We start from the raw sequence: 21062 nt of genomic DNA on the forward strand, positions 1-21062 counted from the left end.
AGTCCATACTAAATGCGCTGTTTTAGGTTTATACTAAGTCAAGTCGCGAGTCGGTATTTATTCATAACTCAATTATAAGATATGACGTTATTAGCATTAGGTATTAATCACAAAACAGCCCCCGTAGCGTTACGTGAGAAAGTCTCTTTTTCTCCTGATACCATGGGTGACGCCTTAAATAACTTGTTACAGCAACCTGCTGTAAGAGGTGGTGTAGTGCTGTCTACTTGTAACCGTACTGAGCTTTATCTGAGTCTAGAAGATAAAGAAAATAGCCATGAACAACTGATCAGTTGGTTATGTCAGTATCACCAAATTGAGCCTCATGAGCTTAAAAATAGTGTTTATTGGCATCAAGATAATCAAGCAGTGAGCCACCTGATGCGCGTTGCTAGTGGTTTAGATTCTTTGGTGCTAGGTGAACCGCAAATTTTAGGGCAAGTCAAAAAAGCGTTTGCCGATTCTCAAAACTACCACTCGCTCTCTTCAGAGCTGGAACGTCTGTTTCAGAAATCCTTTTCAGTTGCGAAAAGAGTGAGAACAGAGACCCAAATTGGTGCTAATGCTGTTTCTGTCGCTTTTGCTGCCTGTACTTTAGCGCGCCAAATCTTTGAGTCATTATCATCATTGACTATCTTATTGGTCGGTGCGGGTGAAACGATTGAATTAGTGGCGCGTCACTTACGTGAACATCAAGTCAAAAAAATCATTATTGCTAATCGCACCAAAGAGCGAGCGCAACGTTTAGCGAATGAAGTTGACGCTGAGGTTATCACTTTATCTGATATTGATGAGTCACTTTCTCAAGCGGATATTGTGATCAGTTCAACAGCAAGTCCGTTGCCTATTATTGGCAAAGGCATGGTAGAAAGGGCGTTAAAGAAACGTCGTAATCAACCAATGCTACTCGTTGATATTGCTGTGCCTCGTGATATTGAACAAGATATTGAAAAACTGAGTAACGTTTATCTTTATAGTGTTGATGATTTAGAAGCTATCATTCAGCATAACCGTGAACAGCGCCAAGCCGCAGCCATTGAAGCTGAACATATCGTGCAACAAGAGAGTGGCCAATTTATGGATTGGTTACGTGCTCAAGGTGCTGTCGGGGCGATTAGAGAATATCGCGATAGTGCAGAAATGTTACGTGCAGAAATGGCAGAAAAAGCGATTGCATTGATACAAAATGGCGCTGATGCAGAAAAAGTGATCCAACAGCTTTCTCATCAGTTGATGAATCGCCTTATTCATACACCAACCAAATCTCTTCAACAGGCTGCCAGTGATGGTGATATTGAACGCCTGAATCTCTTACGTGAAAGTTTGGGTATTACCCATAATTAACTTTATCTAACAGGATCTTAATCTACGAATGAAGCCTTCTATTGTCGCTAAGTTGGAAGCTCTACAAGAGCGTTATGAAGAAATTCAAGCACTTCTAGCAGAAGCTGATGTTATTGCCTCTCAGGAGCGTTTTCGTGCGCTTTCAAAAGAGTATGCTCAATTAACGGATGTCACATCTTGTTATCGTCAATGGCGAAAAGTGCAAGATGATATGGAAGCGGCAGAAATGATGCTTGATGATCCTGAAATGAAAGAGATGGCTCAAGAAGAGCTAAAAGAAGCACAAAGCGTCAATGAGGAGCTAGAACAGCAACTTCAAGTACTGTTATTACCTAAAGATCCTGATGATGAGTTCAACTGTTTCCTTGAAATTCGTGCCGGAACGGGTGGTGATGAAGCCGCACTTTTCGCCGGTGACCTGTTCCGTATGTATAGCCGTTATGCCGAAGCACGTCGTTGGCGTATTGAAGTGATGAATGCAAACGAAGGCGAACATGGCGGTTATAAAGAGGTCATTGCCAAAGTCATTGGTGATGGTGCTTATGGGGTACTGAAATTTGAATCAGGCGGGCATCGTGTACAACGCGTGCCTGAAACAGAATCTCAAGGACGCATTCACACTTCTGCTTGTACTGTTGCGGTATTGCCTGAAGTGCCAGAAGCTGAATTACCCGAAATTAGCCCAAGTGATTTACGTATTGATACTTTTCGCTCATCAGGGGCGGGTGGTCAGCACGTAAATACCACGGATTCGGCCATCCGTATTACGCATATCCCGACGGGCATTGTGGTAGAGTGTCAGGATGAGCGTTCTCAACATAAAAACAAAGCGAAAGCGATGTCAGTATTAGGTGCGCGTATTCGTGCTGCCGAAGTACAAAAACGTCAAGAAGCCGAAGCATCTGAACGCCGTAACTTATTAGGTTCAGGTGATCGTTCTGATCGTATTAGAACTTATAATTTCCCACAAGGTCGCGTGACGGATCATCGCATAAACCTTACGCTTTACCGGTTAGATGAGGTGATGGAAGGTAAACTAGATGCACTTATTCAACCTATTGTCACTGAATATCAAGCCGATCAGCTATCCGCTTTATCTGAGCAAGATTAATGAATTATAAACAATGGCTGCATCAAGCAGCCTTGCAATTAATTGATAGTGACAGCCCAAAGCGGGACGCAGAAATTCTATTAGGGCACGTAACAAAACGTGCTCGTACTTATTTGATTGCTTTTAGTGAAACTGTACTTTTAGAAGATGAACTAGTGCAATTGTCATCCCTCCTTGCTCGACGTATAAAGGGCGAGCCTATCGCTTATTTAGTAGGAGAGAGAGAATTTTGGTCACTACCTTTAAAAGTCTCTCCTGCAACACTTATCCCTCGGCCTGATACCGAATGTCTAGTTGAAAAAGCATTAGAGAAACTCTCTGCACAAGCAAGTCGAATTTTAGATTTAGGTACGGGGACAGGGGCTATTGCCTTAGCGATAGCTTCGGAACGTTCTGACTGTCGTGTCCTTGGTGTTGATTTTCAACCAGAAGCGGTAGCATTAGCGATAGAAAATGCACAACATTTGGCACTTAGCAACGTAGAATTTATGGAAAGTTGCTGGTTTAGTTCACTCTCTGGTTATCAATTTGATATGATAATCAGTAATCCTCCTTATATTGATGAAGAAGATGAACATCTTTCTCAAGGAGACGTTCGCTTTGAGCCATTAACCGCATTGGTCGCGGCAGATCATGGTTTTGCTGATATTGAGCTTATTATTACAAATGCCCGTCAGTTTTTAGCTAATAACGGTTGGGTATTAATAGAGCATGGTTGGCAACAAGGTGAAAGAGTACGTAATATTTTTATTGATAAGGGTTACTGCTGCGTGGAAACTTTCCGTGATTACGGCGGTAATGAGCGAGTGACAGTAGGTCGTTGGAATGATGATAGAAACCATAGCTGATTACGAATTTAACAAAGCCCCTTTGGTTAAGGGTATGATCCTTATCTCTCAGGCAATTCGCCCAGATTTTCCAGTCACTTCAGTTGGCTATCAATTGGCACAGCTGGTGGAGCAAGCAGAAGCGGAAATTCCCCACCAAGCCAGTATACAAGAGAGAATTGATGCACTGCTGAAGCTATTTTATAAACAATGGCATTTCAGTGGTGCAAGTGGCAAATATTGTCTTTCTGATACGTTATGGTTAGATAAAGTATTGGCCACTCATATTGGTTCACCTGTGTCATTAGGTTCCATTTTAATTTATATCGCACAGGCAATAAATTTACCGTTAGCGCCAGTTATTTTTCCTACACAGTTAATTATCAGAATAGATATTCCGGATGAAAAACCACTTTTCTTAAATCCCATTAATGGTGAATATCTTTCTCGCCATACTTTAGACGTTTGGCTAAAAGGTAATGTAGGCAGTACATCTGAGCTATCAGCATCCGATCTAGAAGAGTCAGAACACAGTTCTATTATTCGCAAGTTATTAGATACACTCAAAGTCTCTTTAATGGAAGAAAAGAAGATGGAGCAGGCACTTAAGACCAGTGAAACGGTATTATTGTTTGATCCAGAAGATCCCTATGAAATACGTGATCGTGGGCTGATTTATGCTCAATTAGAGTGTAATCATGTGGCATTGTCTGACCTTAACTACTTTGTTGAACAGTGTCCGGAAGATCCCATTTCAGAGATGATTAAAATTCAAATTCATTCAATAGAACAGCATCCTGTTGTTTTACATTAAAATTTAATCCCGTACTGGGTATATAACGGTACATGGCAAAATAAGATAGGAATAGATATGCAACATAAAGTGGTGAGTATTGGTGATATCAAGGTAGCAAATAATTTACCCTTTGTGCTCTTTGGTGGCATGAATGTATTGGAATCGCGCGATTTAGCCATGCGTATTTGTGAGCATTACGTCACGGTTACTCAAAAATTAGATATTCCTTATGTATTTAAGGCCTCTTTTGATAAAGCAAACCGCTCATCTATCCACTCTTATCGTGGACCGGGTCTTGATGAAGGAATGAAAATTTTCCAAGAGCTAAAAGAGACTTTTGGAGTAAAAATTATCACTGATGTTCATGAACCTTCACAAGCTCAGCCTGTATCTGAAGTCGTTGATGTTATTCAGCTACCGGCATTCTTAGCGCGTCAAACCGATTTGGTTGAGGCAATGGCCAAAACCGGTGCGGTAATTAACGTGAAAAAGCCACAGTTTGTTAGCCCTGGTCAAATGGGAAATATCGTCGAGAAATTTAAAGAAGGCGGTAACGACCAAGTGATTTTATGTGATCGTGGTAGTAATTTTGGTTACGATAATTTAGTGGTCGATATGCTAGGTTTTCATGTCATGATGCAAGCCTCAGAAGGGGCTCCAGTGATTTTTGATGTTACCCACTCACTACAATGCCGTGATCCATTCGGTGCGGCTTCTGGTGGTCGTCGTGGACAAGTCGCTGAGTTAGCTCGTGCAGGTATGGCAGTGGGTCTGGCAGGATTATTTCTTGAAGCTCATCCCGATCCTGATCATGCCCGCTGTGATGGCCCATCAGCTTTACCATTAGCTAAATTAGAACCTTTCTTAGCTCAAATTAAAGCGATTGACTCTCTGGTAAAAAGCTTCCCTGAGTTAGATACCAGTAAATAAAATTGTTATGCAACTACACACTGTAGTGAATATGTTCGGCGCTGATCTCCAGCGCCGTTATCATGAAAAAATCCACAAAATAACCCTTCATGGTGGTTTTAGTTGTCCTAATCGAGATGGCACATTAGGACGAGGAGGGTGTACATTTTGCAATGTCTCTTCTTTTGCTGATGAGCAAACGCAATATCACTCTATTGAAGAGCAAATCGCCTACCAAGCTAAGCATATTACCCGTGCTCGCCGTTATTTAGCTTATTTTCAAGCCTATACTAGTACCTATGCAGAAGTAGAACATCTACGAAAAATGTATGAAAGTGCATTATTACAAGCCAATATGGTTGGATTATGTGTGGGAACACGCCCTGATTGTGTGCCCGTCAGTGTGTTAGATCTACTGCAAGGCTATTGCGAACAAGGTTATGAAGTATGGTTAGAGTTAGGATTACAAACTGCACATAATAAGACATTAAAGCATATTAATCGTGGTCATGATTTTCAATGTTATCAAGCAACCACAAAAGAAGCGCGTCGCCGAGGTTTAAAGGTGTGTACGCATCTTATTATCGGTTTACCTCGTGAAGATCATCAGTTAAATATGCAAACCTTAGAGCAGGTAGTAGAAACCGGTGTTGATGGACTAAAATTACACCCTTTACACATAGTTGAGGGGAGTACGATAGCCAAAGCATGGAAAGCAGGGCGTATTAGTGCATTAACACAACAACAATATGTTTATACTGCTGGTGAAATAATCCGTCATACTCCTGCAGAAGTTATTTATCATCGTGTTTGTGCCAGTGCCAGAAAACCTACTTTATTAGCCCCTGAATGGTGTGAAAATCACTGGTTGGGTATGAATGCACTCTATCAATACTTATTAGAGAAAGGCGTACAAGGTAGTGGGATAAATAAGCCTTTTGTGGCTAATTGTAAATAATTATCCACTCAACATAAAATCACTTGTAACTTTTTTAATCATACTGTACGCTTTGAAGCTGTACAAAGGAGGTTGCTATGGCTCAAGCACTAGTAGAAAACAGTGAACGAGTGTCAATTCGTATCACTACAGAAGATAAATCACTGCTGGTTCGTGCTGCTAGTTTGGAAAATACAAACTTAACAGAGTTTGTACTTCGTAATATTGTACCTGTAGCTCGGCAAGTTATTGAAAATAATGAGCGTTTAAAATTATCAGAAAAAGACACATTACGTGTTATGGAACTTTTAGATAATCCACCAAAGCCTAATGCTAAACTACTTGCAGCGGCTTTTGCTCTACCGGACAATGCATGACAATACCAAATTGGCACGAAGAAGCGATCAGTAAAAAACATAATAGAAATGGATTTAATTGTGGCGATGCAGTACTAAACCAATTTCTGTATCGCCATGCAAGACAAAATCATGAGAATGGTAGTGCGAAAACATATTTAGCTATCAATAATAGTAATAATATTATATTAGGTTATTACAGCTTATGTCCTGCTTCTATTGAGTTCGAAAGAACGCCCGAATTGATCAAACATGGCTTAGCGCGTCATGATATCCCTGTTTTTAAACTTGCACGACTAGCTACGGATCTATCCGTTCAAGGAAAAGGTTTGGGTGGGCAATTATTGCTTGCAGCAGGAAGGCGTTGTCTTTCCGTTGCTAGTGAATTGGGAGGCGTTGCTTTACTTATAGATGCTAAAAATGAACGAGTCGCTAATTGGTATATTAGCTACGGGGCAATACCATTATTAGATACCCCTCTTTCTTTATTAATTTCCTTTAAAACCATTTATACTGCACTTTCAATGGCAAATAAAATATAAATAATAACTTAATAATTAAGCCCTTAATTAAATAGTGTAAATTAAGGGCTTAAAGATTTTTATAATTAATAATTAAAAAACTACTGAATTAATTCCATATCATCTAGCGCTTTTTGTAGCGAAGGATAGAAATTAAGTGTGCCATCAATTGGCGTTACTCGTGCTCTTGCTAATGTCTTTAATGGCTGGAAGGGAATATCACAAACAATAATATGAGTATCATGTTGCACATCCGCCACAAAGTGTTGAAAAGCATGTAATCCCCCAGCATCTAATACAGGTACTGCATCCCACTGCATAATAAGAGTTTTATATCCTTTACTACGTTCACGTAATTCATTAAAAATACGCTCGGCGGCAGCAAAGAATAGCGGACCATTAACACGCACAACTAATAATTGTTTATCATCATCAGTATAAGTTGATTCTGTTATTTTAGTCATATTAGCAATACGACGCATAAATAATAAAGAGGCTAATACAATGCCGATAGTGATCGCAATAACCATATCAAACAGCACGGTAAGCGATAAACATAATACTAAAACGATAATATCGTCTTTTGGTGCATGACGAATAAGATCGATAACTTTGCGAGCTTCACTCATATTCCATGCAACAATTAATAACAATGCAGACATTGCTGCTAATGGTAAATAAGAGAGAAAAGGTGCTAAAACCAGTAAAGTTACTAAAACTAATAAAGAGTGCACAATCGCAGATACAGGGGACGTTGCACCGGCACGTACGTTTGCCGCTGAGCGGGCAATAGCCGCAGTTGCGGTGATCCCACCAAAGAAAGGCGCTACAATATTACCAATACCTTGACCGACTAACTCACCATTAGAGTGATGTTTTTTCCCCGTCATACCATCAAGCACCACAGCACAGAGGAGTGATTCAATCGCACCTAACATTGCCATTGAAAAAGCGGCGGGTAATAACGCACTGACCGTGCTCCAATTTAATGCAATAGACTCACCACTACTGGGTAAATTCCACGGTAGCACAAATTGTGGCAGGATCGGCGGAATACCTTGTCCTGTTGAACCATCAGGCAATAGATAGCTAAATTGTGAACCAATAGTGGCAACATCATGGCCAAATAAATTAACTATCCCCATAACAGCCGTACCGGCAATTAATGCTGGTAAATGACCAGGGAGGCGTAAATTCAATTTAGGCCAATAAATTAATACTAAGAGAGTGGTTGCACCTATTAATGTATCTCCAAGATGGATTGTCGGTAGAGCGGCACCTAGAGCAATCACTTTATCAATATAGGTTTCTGGGACATGCGACATTTCTAAACCAAAGAAATCTTTGATCTGCATGGTGGCGATAGTGATGGCAATCCCCGAAGTAAATCCTAATGTGACAGAAACGGGAATATATTCAATGAGCTTACCAAAACGAGCTAACCCCATAACCACTAAAATAATCCCAGACATCAAAGTGGCAATTAATAGCCCACTTAAACCAAATTGTTGTGAAACAGGATAAAGTATCACCACAAAGGCGGCAGTAGGCCCTGAAACACTGTAGCGAGAGCCACCTGTTACAGCGATAATAATACCGGCAATAGCTGCGGTATAAAGACCGTATTGCGGGGGAACACCGCTACCAATAGCCAATGCCATTGCCAGTGGTATTGCGATAATGCCGACGGTGATCCCTGCAATAATATCTTTTAATAAACGGGCAAAAGAGTAAGGCTCTTTTACACATGCATCAATAAATGCACTAAAGGGGCGAACCCGGTTAACTTTATGCGTTTTCATTTAGGCTTAAACCAAAATAAGAAGTCAAATGCCGAATAAAGGCGATAAAAAAGAGAAGAAAGGATATCGCTTTTATTTGCTAATAATAATGTGATATATCAAATTATTAAACACTATCTTAATACTTAGCGAAAATTAAAGCAATTAATTGAAAAACTTAAGCAAAAGAGATAACGTTATGTAACGTATTGTATTTATTCTGTTACTTTCATGAAAAAGAAGTTTGACGTTATTCTATAAATTATATAAAGCGTTTTATTTTAGAATAATTGTCATTAAAAATAGTAATGCATAAAAATAGCTAAAAAGTATTTTATAAAATAAAGGAAAAAACAATTCTATAAATAAAGCTAATTAGTGTATATGAAAAAGAGCATTTTTATTAAATAGACTAATTAAGTATCTAGAATAGGTTAATAGCAACGTATATAAAAACAATCACAATAAATTTATTATTACAATTTTAGTACTGGTAGCAAGCAGAACTTTGTCGCTGTATAGATTAAGGACAGCAAGACAAAAAAAACGCCTAGTTTTTTAACTAGGCGCTTTCTTAGAAGATGGCGGTGAGAGAGGGATTCGAACCCTCGATACGTTGCCGTATACACACTTTCCAGGCGTGCTCCTTCAGCCTCTCGGACATCTCACCGTATTGTGGTTAAACATGGCATTCATGCTCAACGGGGCGCTACTATAGGGAAAAGAGTGATAAGCGTCAACAGCTAAATGCGTTTTTTCCTTAACTTTTGTGCCAACCAGTCAAATAAAAAACAATATGAACAAGGCTTAAGCAAATAATGTGATCTCTTTTGAGATGTAACATCCATTTTTTAGCTAAATTTCGTTAGCTGGTTAACATTATCAACATTTTTCTTAACAACTTTTTCAAACAGACTTGAAATAAAAGCATAACCCTCGCACCCTATGGTAAAAATGCTGGAGGAAGGCAAAAATGAATATTATTTTTTATCATCCTTTTTTTGATGCAAATACATGGATAAGTGGAATGAAAGCACGACTTCCTGACGCGCATATTCGTGTTTGGGAGCATGGTGATGATAAGCCTGCTGATTATGCAATGGTCTGGCTTCCTCCCTATGAAATGTTAGCAAGCCGTAACCAATTAAAAGGTATTTTTGCACTTGGTGCGGGTGTTGATGCCATTTTAAAGCAAGAGCAACAAAAACCAGGCACATTACCCGCTGGGGTTCCGGTAATGCGCTTAGAAGACACGGGTATGGGTTTGCAAATGCAAGAGTATGCCATTGCTAAAGTGATGTATTATTTTCGCCGTATGGATGATTATAAACGTCAACAATCACAACGCTTATGGAAACAACTCCCCGCACATACTTATGATAATTTTGTTATTGGTGTTTTGGGTGCAGGTGCATTAGGCGCAAGTGTAGCGACTAAGCTTGCTGAACTTGGTTTTAACGTGCGTTGCTGGAGTCGTAGTAAAAAGCAAATTAATCAGGTAGAGAGTTTTTATGGTAACGATCAACTGAGCGATTTTGTTAAAGAGTGTCAGTTGTTAATCAATCTATTACCTTATACACCACAAACTCATGGTATTTTAAATTTCTCGCTTTTTGAACAGCTTAAACCTTCTTCTTATTTAATTAATTTGGCAAGGGGGGCACATCTTGTTGATCAAGATCTGCTAGAAGCTATCGATCAAGGTTATATTGCTGATGCCTCTTTAGATGTATTTAGCCAAGAGCCATTACCGGGTATGCATCCGTTTTGGACTCATCCTCGTATCTCTATTACACCGCATATTGCTGCTTTTACTATTCCAGATATTGCAATGGATACAATTGTTGAAAATATTCAACGTATTGAAAAGGGCGAAACACCTTTTGGTGTTGTGGATATGAAAAGTGGCTATTAAATAATATAGATATAATATATATATAAATAGACAATAAATTTTATTTTATTGTCTATTTTTTTTCCTAAACTTTCAAAAAAAGAACTTTTTCTAGAATTTAGATAATATAATAAAAAATAGGCTATAAAAGATATCTCTTATAATATGTCTTATCGATGATACCTCATCTGCTTGAAATGTTGAGGTGTTTATGATTGATAAAATAATGACATATGTTAATAAGTTAACAGAGGTTGGTGTTTTTAATAATTATAAATCAACAGATTATATTTCTGATGTGTCTAATACCCCTGCTGTATATAATAAAAATCAAAATATTAAACAGTTTAGCTTAAATAATGCCAATAATTATGTTTATCTTGGATCAACAAATAGTCCACTACTTAATAATATGGGAATTACCCTTGATGATGATGGAACCTTAATGTTAATAAAAGGGAAAACATATGATTTATTTACCGGATTAATTCAAAAGTACTTTAATGGAGGTTTTAAATATAATGTATTTCATATCAACTCTCAACATGGTGATGATATAAAATTTAAAGAACTATATGTCGATTATAATGGGTTTTTAATTGGGAGTAAGAGAGATAGTTCAGGAAATAATAATGAACTTTATAAAATAAAGTTTAAAAAGATTGAAGGTGAATATAATTTAAGCGATGACGCCACCGATAATACTAATATTAATTTTATTATTGAATATGAAAAATATGAAATAGAAGATAGTTTAAAACATGATTTATCTAATATTAATAATATTATAGAGAAAGAAGAAGGAAATGTATTAAAAATAAATAGAGAAGGGATGCCTATTACTATAACTTTACAAGATAATAAACTTTTTACATATGGCTTACCACCAACGCTAATGCCTAAAGAGGATGACGTAGATGGTAAGAGTAAAAAAAATGAAATAAAATTGCCATTAAAATCAAAAGATAAAATATTAGCGATAAAACCGGTGTTAAATAAAATCCAACTTGTGGTTGATAAAGGTAATAAAATAAAAATATATTACTTTGATCCTCTGCATATTTTTGCATTAAAAGATTATCATTATGAAATCACTCGTTTAACTCAAGAGCCACCGTTATCTTTTTATTCAATGGTTGGAGAAAATAACTATAAAAACTATCACTCAGGACAGCCATTTTCTACTCAAAAAATAGGTAATTTTAGTGCTAAAAATATTCCCTTTTTTTCGTCGGCTATTGATAATGCAAGGGTTCACTTTGATAGAGCAAAACAACAATATGCATTAAAAAAATATGGTGCAATGGTAAAAGATATCGCGAAAAGTCTTGATCCTGGTTTTAGAGGTATATTTTCTACTATAAAAGCTATAGTTAATTCTGCTACATTACCGAGAACAATTAAAACGGTTGCTCTAAATGATGTAAAAAAAGCGATTAAACATGATTATCATCTGCTTAATAAATATATTACTGGAATTAACAATGGTAAATCTCAAGGTGAGGTTGTTTATTCTTTAGTAGAACAATTAAATGATAAAGAGAGTATTACAATTAGCCAATATAATGATATCCGTGCATTCTTTGGCATTAGTGCATTTAATTTACCTAAAAGCATTGATGTAAATGCATTTCTTCTAGCTAATTATGCAAAAACGCATGCTCTAACAATTTCAAAAAATAAGCAAGATGAAGTTGTATTCTCATTTGTAAATAAAATGGATGCGGGGATTGCTACGGGCTTATCTGCTGGGGTTTTTAGCTATGATCAAAAATGGAGAGAAGGGCCGATTGATTATGGTTTTGTTACACCGTTAATGGCCAGTGTGATACTCGATTATCATTATGAAAAAAAATCTAATTTTTCATTTAAAATTCAACCAAAAGATTTAGTCGAATTTATTAATCAAGGGGTATCTCTTACAGAGAGTGAACTTAAGGATAATGCAACGCTGGAATTTAATAGAACACAAAACGCGTCATTAGGTGTTGAACTTAGAAGTGAAGCTAGTTTTGATGTGGGAGTTTCTGCTAATGAAAATATAGAATTAAATTTACCGAGAAATGCGGTTGGTGCTAATCTCTCTTTAAAAATAATAAATGTCATTCACAATATAAATAAATTTATTGGTCATGGCGAGACCAAAGCAAAACAGTTGGAAAAAAATGTTGATGTTGAGTATTTTAGCGGAAGTTTTGAATTATACCGAGATTTAAAATTTACACCTTCAGCGACAAAAGCATCGCATAATATTCACTGGTATCCATTGACATCATTGAAAAATTTTGAAGTCATGTTAGAAAAAAGAGTTAATTCACTATTTAAACATAGAATTTATGATGGCAAAATAAAACAAGACAAAAAAGAATTTGAAGCACATAAAAATAATTTAAAAGGACTTTATAAAAGAGTACTTAAAATAAATAAGCTATTTGATAAATACCCCGTTCAATACGATGTTAAAAGAAGTATAAATAAACTTGATCATGTTTATTTACAGTTGGATGCAAATAAGAAATTAAAAAACAAACTAAATCCACAATTGATGGAGAATGATCTTTCTCTCAAGAGTGATGTAATAGATAACTCAATAGATCTAGTACACAATAATAACAGAGTACAACAATTCTTAGCTGATTTAACAGAAAAGAAAAAAATACTTTCTTCACAGCAAAAAAATAATATGAATGAAAAATTTACGCCATATTTTATTTCTAAATATCAGCTAAATAGTGAGGGGAGAGCGCGTTATACAGTGCTTGAAACTCAACTGGAAGAGCTTATCAATGAGGTGAAAACCGATGAAAATCTAACAGTTAATGATATAAAAGATAAATTAGATAATTTCTATAATAACGCGAAACAAGAGTTAAATAATATTGAATACCAGCTTAATTCAATAGATGTGATGTCTATAAGTGAACTCGCCGATAAAGCAAAATCATTTCCTCTTGCTTTTTTACGATTAGAAAGCAAAAAGTCTATTATGCATCATCAAGTTAAAGGTGAAATTAATTTTTTATATGATAAATATGAAAAGCAATTGGATAAAATAACTACTAATTATTATTTTCAGTAAACCATTTATTTTTCTTATCTTTGTTTGGGGTAATGTATAGCGCAATATATTATTATTTAATGCTTTTTAGTTTTTTTATAGTAGCCCTCTATGGAATATTATCTTATATTTCAATGTATTTTTCTTTTTTATAGAATTTAGTTCTAATAAATTCATGTAATCGAAAGGATAAGTTTATTAGATTGTCATTTGGCCTAATATGGTGCTATAAGATAGTTTCCCCTGTTAATCAGACAATATGACTAATGAATATAGCAAGTCTTCTTGAACAAATTGCAGATAAAGGTTGGTGTGTATGGGATGATTTCCTTACACCAGAGGCGGTTAAACAATTGCGTGCTTGTTTTGGTAATGATGCACAACAAGCACGTATAGGACGTCATGAAAACCTATTAGCAGAAACCACGATACGCAGTGATAAAATTCGTTGGCTAGAGCCGCAAATGGGAGAGCCAGTTCAACATTATCTTATGCAAATGGAAAGCATTCAACGAGCAGTTAATCGTGAGTTCTTTTTAGGGCTGTTTGAATATGAAGCGCATTTCGCTTGTTATGAAAAAGGTGCTTTCTATAAAAAACATCTTGATGCATTTAAAGAAAATGTCACAAGACGTTTAACGACAGTGTTATATCTTAATGATGAATGGACACAACAAGATGGTGGAGAGTTAGTTATCTATGATCTGGATGATAATCAATTAGCGACAGTCGCTCCTCAAGGTGGTCGTTTAGTGGTTTTTCTTTCAGAACAATTTCCACATGAAGTATTACCTACTCATAAAGAGAGGATCAGTATTGCAGGGTGGTTTCGAGTTAATGGTGTCAGAGATAATTTTCTCGATATCGCCAGCTAAATGATGCAATAAAGTGTTATTGTCGTAATAGAAATAACATGGGATTAGGCGCGTTTCTTATATTAGGCTATATAGCTTAATGATAAGAGCGCGCTTTTTCTGTTATTAATGACTGAAAATAATGTGTAATTAATGGAATAGGGTGAAAAGAGAATAAAGAAAATTGTTGATTTTCTGGTGGTTAACAGGACAATAAAACCAAACTTTATGGGGTAAAAATAGAATGAATGAATTTTCGATTGTCTGCCGTCTACTAGGTACATTATTTCAACGAGCACCGAGTGATGCTATTTTAGCACCGATCATAACCATGATAGCGGAAGATAAACTAAGCCAATTATGGCCATTAGAGCAAGATGAACTATTCAAAACGTTAAAAAGTAGCGTAGCTGATTTAGCAGCAGTAGAAGCTGACTACCAATCGCTTTTTGCTGACCCAATACCCGCAGTATCTCTTTATGCACATGATTACGGTGATATAAAAGAGCAAGATATTCGTCAATTCTTAGTCACTCGAGGTATGCCTGTCACCGGATCAGCGACAGATAGCTTTGGTGCGTTGTTACTTGCGGCTTCTTGGCTTGAAGATAATGCCGCACAAGATGAAGTATTAGCACAAACACAGTTATTTGATAACTATCTATTACCTTGGGCGGGAACCTTTTTAGGTAAGGTTGAAGCGCATGCTAAAACAAATTTTTATCGTACTTTAGCAGCAATTACGCGTGGTGCACTTTCTGCATTACGAGAAGAATTATCAGATGAAGAAAACGAAAAATAAATAATTAAATCCTATAATAAAAACGTTGTTTTTTTGAACGGCACCCTAGAATAGCTATCTTATTTGGGTGCCGTTCTGCTTATTGCGCATGTTATGGCTAGAAAATAATTAATTTATATCAGCATTAATCCTATGACTCATCATCATGATTAATATTCAATATATATTATAATTATTTATATTTATAAAAACCAATGCCCTTATTACGATAAAAATATTTAATTAACTATTTGTGATTAAAGTTGGATCACAAACTTACCCGGTTTAACTTCAATCCCTTTTGCTAATTTAAAGGCAGCCGCTTCTGCACTATTTTTTTCAGGGTTGAGCACATAAACAGGCTGATTATCAAAATAAGTCGCAATAGTCGTATCTAAGTAAGGTTTTAATGCCATTACAACCGGCTCCATTTTTTCAGGAGACACTTTATAGCTATCAATTTTCATTGATTTGATATATATCGCCCCAAGCTCTGCTTGATAAAAGGGTTGGCCTGATAAAGTTAAATTCACATTCGCGCCAGTTTTGCCAAACAAAGAATCAATTTTAAGAGAAGCACTACCAGAAAAGCTCACTTTTCCAGGCTCAGTACGACCAATTTGGATCGCTAAATCACTTAATGTGATATCGGCAGAAACAACACCGTCTTCCCCAATGTGTTTTTGTAATCCCGATTTTTGACTCAGATAGTCATTAATTACTTTTTCACTGACATCAAATTGTCTGATTTGATCACAGCCAGTCACTAAACTAGTTAATACAAATAAAGCAGTCAAAAAAATAGCTTTCATACACACTCCTTGATGGTAAACACGCTAAGTGTACCTGATCTCTATGGGGTAAGCATGGCTGTTTCAATTTTTTTACGATTAAATTGTCGATGTAGTGCGTAAAGGGTGATAAACCCTATTGTGCCTAATAAAAACCAAGGTAGTTCAGGCAGTTCAAGTTGTTTGCCAATATCATACATCCATCCCCCTCCGGTATAGCCAATCGCGCCACCAAAAGCTAACCCTAATCGACTAAAACCCATATAACTGCCTCGAGCACGAGGATCTGCTAAAGAGGCACTTAATGTTTCTCGAGCAGGCTCTGCGGTAATAGTGCCTAGGTAAAATAGGGTGATAATAAGAAATATGGCATGTAATGAGTGGGTGATCCCCACAGGAAACATACTGATACTCATCAGAAATAATCCTGCCATTAAGCGCTGTTCTAGGCGAAAATGTTTTTCACTCCAACGGGCAATAGGGTAAAGCAGTGTTAATGATAATAAAGCTTCAATCGCATACATCCATTTTACTGCGCTAGGGGTGCCGGCAATTTCATTAACAACAATCGGAAACATCAGCATAACTTGTACCGACAGTACAAAGTATCCCGTAAGAGTAAGAACATACTGAACAAAACGTTTATCAAGAATAACGCGTTTTAGCCCTTCTTTTATCGGTGTTCTCGTGGTTGATATACGATAGGCAGGTAGTAACCAAGCATTAAAAATAGCCGCAAGAACGAATACGCCAGCGCCAACCCAACAAACTAAATGGAAATCATAAAGGAGTAACCAACTGCCAATTAAAGCCCCAATAACGGCACCCGCACTATCTTGCATTAATAATAAAGAATAAAACCGACCCCGTTCATAAGGGCGAGTTAATTTTATCACGAGGGCAGTTCTTGGCGGATCAAATAAAGTGCCACCGAGTGCAGATAAAATACAAGATAACCAAAGGATCCAAGGTTCATCCGCTAAAGCCATTAATGCAAAGCCAAGAGCACGTAATAGCATACCGGTAATAATCATCGGCTTAGCACCAAATCGGTCGGCGATGGCACCGCCAAAAATGCCTAAGCCTTGCTGAACAAGTTGTCTTAACCCAAGGGCAAAGCCGACAATCACACCCGCCCAGCCTAATTGCTCAACAAACCGAATTGATATTAAAGGGAATACGACAAAAAATCCTAAAACAACCAGCATATTGTCAAGGAGGAGAAAGTATTTCCCCAAGGTGCGAGCTTGTGTTACCAGTGCCATTATTCACCATAAGTTAAACAAATGATTTAAAATAAATAAAAGGGAGGGCAAAGACAGAGCTTTGTTTATCTATTCTGTCTGTTAATTTTATTAATTGATAGCTTATTATAGATGATATTTTTTTATTGATGATAATGCTAGAAATAGTAGGATTACTTCAGAATAAGATTAATCAAAAATACAACAGGACTGATATGTTTGGTTATCGTAGTGGGATCCCTAAAGTTCGTTTTGAAACGAAAAGAATGATCGTTCGCTTAGCTTATGAAAGAGATGCAGAGAAGTTAGCTAATTACTATACACTAAACCGCCATTTCTTGATCCCTTGGGAGCCAGTAAGAGATAAATCGCACTATTTACCTTCAGGGTGGGAGCACCGCTTACTTTATATAAATGAATTGCACCGCCAAGAGAGTGCTTTTCATTTTCTATTATTGACGCCAAAAGAAGATGAAGTCATAGGGGTTGCTAATTACAGCAATGTCATGCGTGGTGCTTTTAATGCCTGCTTTTTAGGTTATTCAGTCGGTGAGAAGTGGCAAGGGCAAGGCTATATGTCAGAAGCATTGCATGAAACATTACGCTTTATGCAACGTCAACAAGGAATGCATCGTATTATGGCAAATTATATGCCTCATAATTTACGCAGTGGAAATTTATTGGCTAAACATGGCTTTGAACGAGAAGGTTACGCTAAAAATTATCTGCAGATAAATCAAGAATGGCGTGATCATGTGCTGACCGCATTAACAACTCGTCCTTCTCCCAAAGGATAATGGCGAATATACATTAAAATAGTGAGTTTTTTGACTAAGGTGAACTATTTTTTGATCAAAAAAACAGTTAAGTGTATTCCTAGCAAGTTGATGATTGATTTTTCAGTGTGAGAGACGGAGTATAGTCTCTTTCTTTTTATTCCTTACCACAACAAACACTAGAATGAACTATGAATTTACTTAAATCACTGGCTGCAGTGAGTTCGATGACGATGTTTTCACGAGTACTGGGCTTTATTCGTGATGCGATTATTGCGCGTATTTTTGGCGCAGGTATGGCAACCGATGCTTTTTTTGTTGCATTTAAACTACCTAATCTATTGCGACGCATTTTTGCCGAAGGCGCATTTTCACAGGCATTTGTTCCTATTTTAGCGGAGTATAAAAGTCAACAGGGAGAAGAGGCAACTCGTACCTTTATTGCTTATGTATCGGGAATGCTGACGTTGATCTTAGCGATTGTCACAGTAATAGGGATAGTTGCCGCACCGTGGGTTATTTATATTACGGCCCCCGGTTTTGCTGATTCAGCGGATAAATTCCAACTCACAACGGATCTATTGAAAATCACCTTTCCCTATATTTTATTAATTTCATTAGCATCATTAACAGGGTCTATTTTAAATACTTGGAATCGCTTTTCTGTTCCAGCTTTTGCACCTACGTTGTTAAACGTGAGTATGATCTTTTTTGCTCTCGTTGTTGCTCCTTATTGTGATCCACCTATTATGGCGCTTGCTTGGGCTGTTTTAGCGGGAGGAATTTTACAGTTGGGGTATCAACTTCCGCATCTGAAAAAAATAGGGATGTTGGTATTACCGCGGATCTCGTTTAAAAATAGCGGAGTGTGGCGTGTTATTAAATTGATGGGACCCGCTATTTTAGGGGTTTCTGTCAGCCAAATTTCGCTGATCATCAATACTATTTTTGCCTCATTCTTGGTGTCTGGCTCAGTCTCTTGGATGTATTACGCCGATCGCCTAATGGAACTTCCTACTGGTGTGTTAGGGGTGGCATTAGGAACAATTCTATTACCTTCATTATCTAAAAGTTTTGCCAGCGGCAACACACAAGAATATCAGAAATTAATGGATTGGGGATTAAGGCTTTGTTTTTTATTGGCTTTACCTTGTACCTTGGGTTTAGCTTTATTATCAGGCCCTTTAACCATTTCGTTATTTCAATATGGTAATTTTAATGGGCATGATGCTCTAATGACTCAACAAGCATTAGTGGCGTATTGCATTGGGTTAATGGGGTTAATTATTATAAAAATATTAGCACCGGGCTTTTATTCTCGCCAAGATATTAAAACCCCGGTTAAAATTGCCATTGCAACGCTTATTTTGACTCAATTAATGAACCTTGCTTTTGTTGGGAGTTTAAAGCATGTGGGACTGGCTCTTTCGATTGGATTAGCCGCTTGTTTTAATGCAGGAATGCTATTTTGGCAAATCCGTAAACAAGATATTTATCAACCATTAGCGGGTTGGCCTATCTTTTTATTAAAACTTGCTATTGCGTTAGCTGTGATGAGTGCTGTATTAGTCGGCATGCTATGGGTGATGCCTGATTGGCAACAAGGGAATATGCTAATGCGTATTTTACGTTTATTACTTGTTGTTGTAGCTGGTGCCGCAAGTTATTTTGTCACTTTATATGCTGTTGGATTTAGACCGAAGCATTTTTCTCTACGCGCATTATAATTTTATTGTCAAACTGGCGCCTCACTGAGTGTAACAAAGTGGGGCGTTGTCTATTTATTACCACTATTTAACATCACCTATAGTTAGTGTTTTTCTCTTATTTTAGACAAAAAATATTGTTATCTAGATCACATTTATACCATGTAATTTACGCAATAAAATACATGATTAAATTTTCTAGCGAATAGTCGTGAAGGAAAACAAGAGATAAACATTTATTTTTTTATTAATTTTTTTTCTGTCAAATAAATAAATCCTCCATTTTTTGCCTATATTAGCCTATATTTAACCGTTAATTAATAAGAAAATCTTAACATATTTTAAAGGTGATGGGTTTAGACAAATTGTGTACTTTAAGTAATATTTTACATAAAGTAAAAAAATAGACGCTATTTTCTAGCAACTTACGCTTTGACAAATTATCTTTTTTTAGATAAACTCTCTTGTGTTGTTTAGGTTTAAAAATTGACACATCTGTTAAATATTTCTTACTAAATGATGAGATATTACGAATATTTCAAAATGTTGAGCTATATTTTAAAACATTTGAATTCTTTGATTTGAGACATATTATTATTTTTTCATTCAGGTAGATTAACAGTGACTGTAAAGTTATTTGCTTGTTATCGTTCAGTACTACTGAAAGCAATCATATCTATTTTGTCTGCGCTTCGGATAGATAATGCGATTGCTAGGGATAAGCAGTGAACAGTAGATTGTGTTAATAATGAAATTTATTTTGGATCTGTGATTGGTAAGTAGTTATAACTACTCATTTTAGGTCTAAAACCTTATAGTGGTTTTTTCATTTCTCCCGTCTTTGTTTTCTGTTTTTCCCTCTCTTTTCTTATTCTTGAATACCTTTCTTTATTTTTTCTATTAATAGCTCTATAACGCAAATTATTTTCTATCTAATTTATTATAATTAACTAAGCTATCAAGCGTTATAACCGTTGAATATGTAGAATAAAAACTACTAAATAATCATTTAACGAGTATTTTATCACACTAAAAAATAAAGTGTGTTTTAGGAGCGATTATGAAAAAGGCCATTATCCTTTCGGTATCATTAGCCACATTATTTCTTGCTGGTTGTACTGCAGATGGAAAAATCAAAACCTCTCAACTGACACCCGTTAACTGTGTCGGCGTATTTAATAAAACTAATGAACAAGTCAGCTTTACGGCAAAAGATGTTGATCAGCGCTTATACAGCCCAGATAAGCCAATAGACAGTGTTGATGGTTGGATTGATGTTAAAGATGTTTCTGGTCTTCTCTGTGAGGATGTGATCACGGCTAATGAAGACTAGTGATATTAGCATCAAGGCATGGTTTATTGTTAGTTAAGATAGT

The 21062-nt window shown here is 36.6% G+C and carries 18 protein-coding genes and 1 tRNA gene; 15 read left to right on the forward strand and 4 right to left on the reverse strand.

Annotated features, from left to right (window positions below; translation table 11 throughout):
- Nucleotides 1-81: 81 nt before the first annotated feature.
- The 8 genes from hemA to AACV01_RS04650 all read left to right on the forward strand — a co-directional run bounded on the left by hemA (nt 82) and on the right by AACV01_RS04650 (nt 6822).
- Nucleotides 82-1344: a glutamyl-tRNA reductase gene (gene hemA / locus AACV01_RS04615; protein ID WP_004242677.1), complete on the forward strand. Its 1263-nt coding sequence runs from the start codon at nt 82-84 to the stop codon at nt 1342-1344.
- A 28-nt stretch (nt 1345-1372) separates the two neighbouring features.
- The gene (gene prfA / locus AACV01_RS04620; RefSeq protein WP_094959132.1) at nt 1373-2455 is read left to right on the forward strand and encodes a peptide chain release factor 1; all 1083 of its coding nucleotides are present in this window, start codon (nt 1373-1375) and stop codon (nt 2453-2455) included.
- Nucleotides 2455-3303, forward strand: a complete 849-nt coding sequence (prmC, locus tag AACV01_RS04625) for a peptide chain release factor N(5)-glutamine methyltransferase (RefSeq protein ID WP_049196457.1) — start codon at nt 2455-2457, stop codon at nt 3301-3303. The genes prfA and prmC overlap by 1 nt, the downstream gene beginning before the upstream one ends.
- Nucleotides 3281-4096 (forward strand): invasion regulator SirB1, encoded by an 816-nt coding sequence (gene sirB1 / locus AACV01_RS04630; protein WP_004242688.1) that lies wholly within the window; start codon nt 3281-3283, stop codon nt 4094-4096. The genes prmC and sirB1 overlap by 23 nt, the downstream gene beginning before the upstream one ends.
- Before the next feature lie 57 nt (nt 4097-4153).
- Nucleotides 4154-5008: a 3-deoxy-8-phosphooctulonate synthase gene (gene kdsA / locus AACV01_RS04635; RefSeq protein WP_004242689.1), complete on the forward strand. Its 855-nt coding sequence runs from the start codon at nt 4154-4156 to the stop codon at nt 5006-5008.
- Between the two features lie 7 nt (nt 5009-5015).
- Nucleotides 5016-5945 (forward strand): TIGR01212 family radical SAM protein, encoded by a 930-nt coding sequence (locus tag AACV01_RS04640; protein WP_004242691.1) that lies wholly within the window; start codon nt 5016-5018, stop codon nt 5943-5945.
- A 77-nt stretch (nt 5946-6022) separates the two neighbouring features.
- Nucleotides 6023-6301, forward strand: a complete 279-nt coding sequence (locus AACV01_RS04645) for a type II toxin-antitoxin system TacA family antitoxin (RefSeq protein ID WP_004247964.1) — start codon at nt 6023-6025, stop codon at nt 6299-6301.
- The gene (locus AACV01_RS04650; RefSeq protein ID WP_004247966.1) at nt 6298-6822 is read left to right on the forward strand and encodes a hypothetical protein; all 525 of its coding nucleotides are present in this window, start codon (nt 6298-6300) and stop codon (nt 6820-6822) included. Before AACV01_RS04645 ends, AACV01_RS04650 begins: the two co-directional genes overlap by 4 nt.
- Nucleotides 6823-6902: 80 nt before the next feature.
- On the opposite strand, the gene dauA is transcribed toward AACV01_RS04650, so the two are convergent.
- Nucleotides 6903-8603: a C4-dicarboxylic acid transporter DauA gene (dauA, locus tag AACV01_RS04655; protein ID WP_004242694.1), complete on the reverse strand. Its 1701-nt coding sequence runs from the start codon at nt 8601-8603 to the stop codon at nt 6903-6905.
- A 561-nt stretch (nt 8604-9164) separates the two neighbouring features.
- Nucleotides 9165-9252, reverse strand: a tRNA-Ser gene (locus tag AACV01_RS04660).
- A 303-nt stretch (nt 9253-9555) separates the two neighbouring features.
- Here AACV01_RS04660 and ghrA point away from each other — a divergent pair.
- From ghrA to AACV01_RS04680, 4 genes are all read left to right on the forward strand, one after another.
- Complete coding sequence (gene ghrA, locus AACV01_RS04665) at nt 9556-10497, forward strand: glyoxylate/hydroxypyruvate reductase GhrA (RefSeq protein ID WP_004242695.1); 942 nt, start codon at nt 9556-9558, stop codon at nt 10495-10497.
- A gap of 190 nt (nt 10498-10687) precedes the next feature.
- A complete protein-coding gene (locus AACV01_RS04670) occupies nt 10688-13555 on the forward strand; it encodes a hypothetical protein (RefSeq protein WP_161682500.1) in 2868 nt (955 codons plus the stop codon).
- Nucleotides 13556-13800: 245 nt separating this feature from the next.
- Complete coding sequence (locus AACV01_RS04675) at nt 13801-14409, forward strand: 2OG-Fe(II) oxygenase (protein ID WP_036918240.1); 609 nt, start codon at nt 13801-13803, stop codon at nt 14407-14409.
- 223 nt (nt 14410-14632) lie between these two features.
- On the forward strand, nt 14633-15190 hold the full coding sequence (locus AACV01_RS04680; protein WP_004242698.1) for a TorD/DmsD family molecular chaperone: 558 nt from the start codon (nt 14633-14635) through the stop codon (nt 15188-15190).
- Between the two features lie 236 nt (nt 15191-15426).
- Here the strand turns inward: AACV01_RS04680 and AACV01_RS04685 are convergent, their stop codons facing one another.
- Entirely contained in the window at nt 15427-15981 is a 555-nt protein-coding gene (locus AACV01_RS04685) for a lipoprotein (RefSeq protein ID WP_004247972.1), read from the reverse strand.
- A gap of 41 nt (nt 15982-16022) precedes the next feature.
- Nucleotides 16023-17225, reverse strand: coding sequence for a multidrug efflux MFS transporter MdtH (gene mdtH / locus AACV01_RS04690; protein ID WP_020945578.1), 1203 nt, complete (start codon nt 17223-17225; stop codon nt 16023-16025).
- 194 nt (nt 17226-17419) lie between these two features.
- Here mdtH and rimJ point away from each other — a divergent pair, with 194 nt between their 5' ends.
- The 3 genes from rimJ (at nt 17420) to AACV01_RS04705 (ending at nt 21019) form a co-directional block, all read left to right on the forward strand.
- Nucleotides 17420-18001, forward strand: a complete 582-nt coding sequence (gene rimJ / locus AACV01_RS04695) for a ribosomal protein S5-alanine N-acetyltransferase (RefSeq protein ID WP_004247975.1) — start codon at nt 17420-17422, stop codon at nt 17999-18001.
- Nucleotides 18002-18171: 170 nt separating this feature from the next.
- Nucleotides 18172-19707 carry a murein biosynthesis integral membrane protein MurJ gene (gene murJ / locus AACV01_RS04700; RefSeq protein WP_004242702.1) on the forward strand — a complete coding sequence of 512 codons (1536 nt, stop codon included), beginning with the start codon at nt 18172-18174 and terminating at the stop codon, nt 19705-19707.
- Nucleotides 19708-20746: 1039 nt separating this feature from the next.
- Nucleotides 20747-21019, forward strand: coding sequence for a hypothetical protein (locus tag AACV01_RS04705; protein WP_004247976.1), 273 nt, complete (start codon nt 20747-20749; stop codon nt 21017-21019).
- Nucleotides 21020-21062 lie beyond the last annotated feature (43 nt).

It is taken from the genome of Proteus sp. G2609 (genome assembly GCF_963896135.1).
Classification (GTDB): Bacteria; Pseudomonadota; Gammaproteobacteria; order Enterobacterales; family Enterobacteriaceae; genus Proteus; species Proteus mirabilis.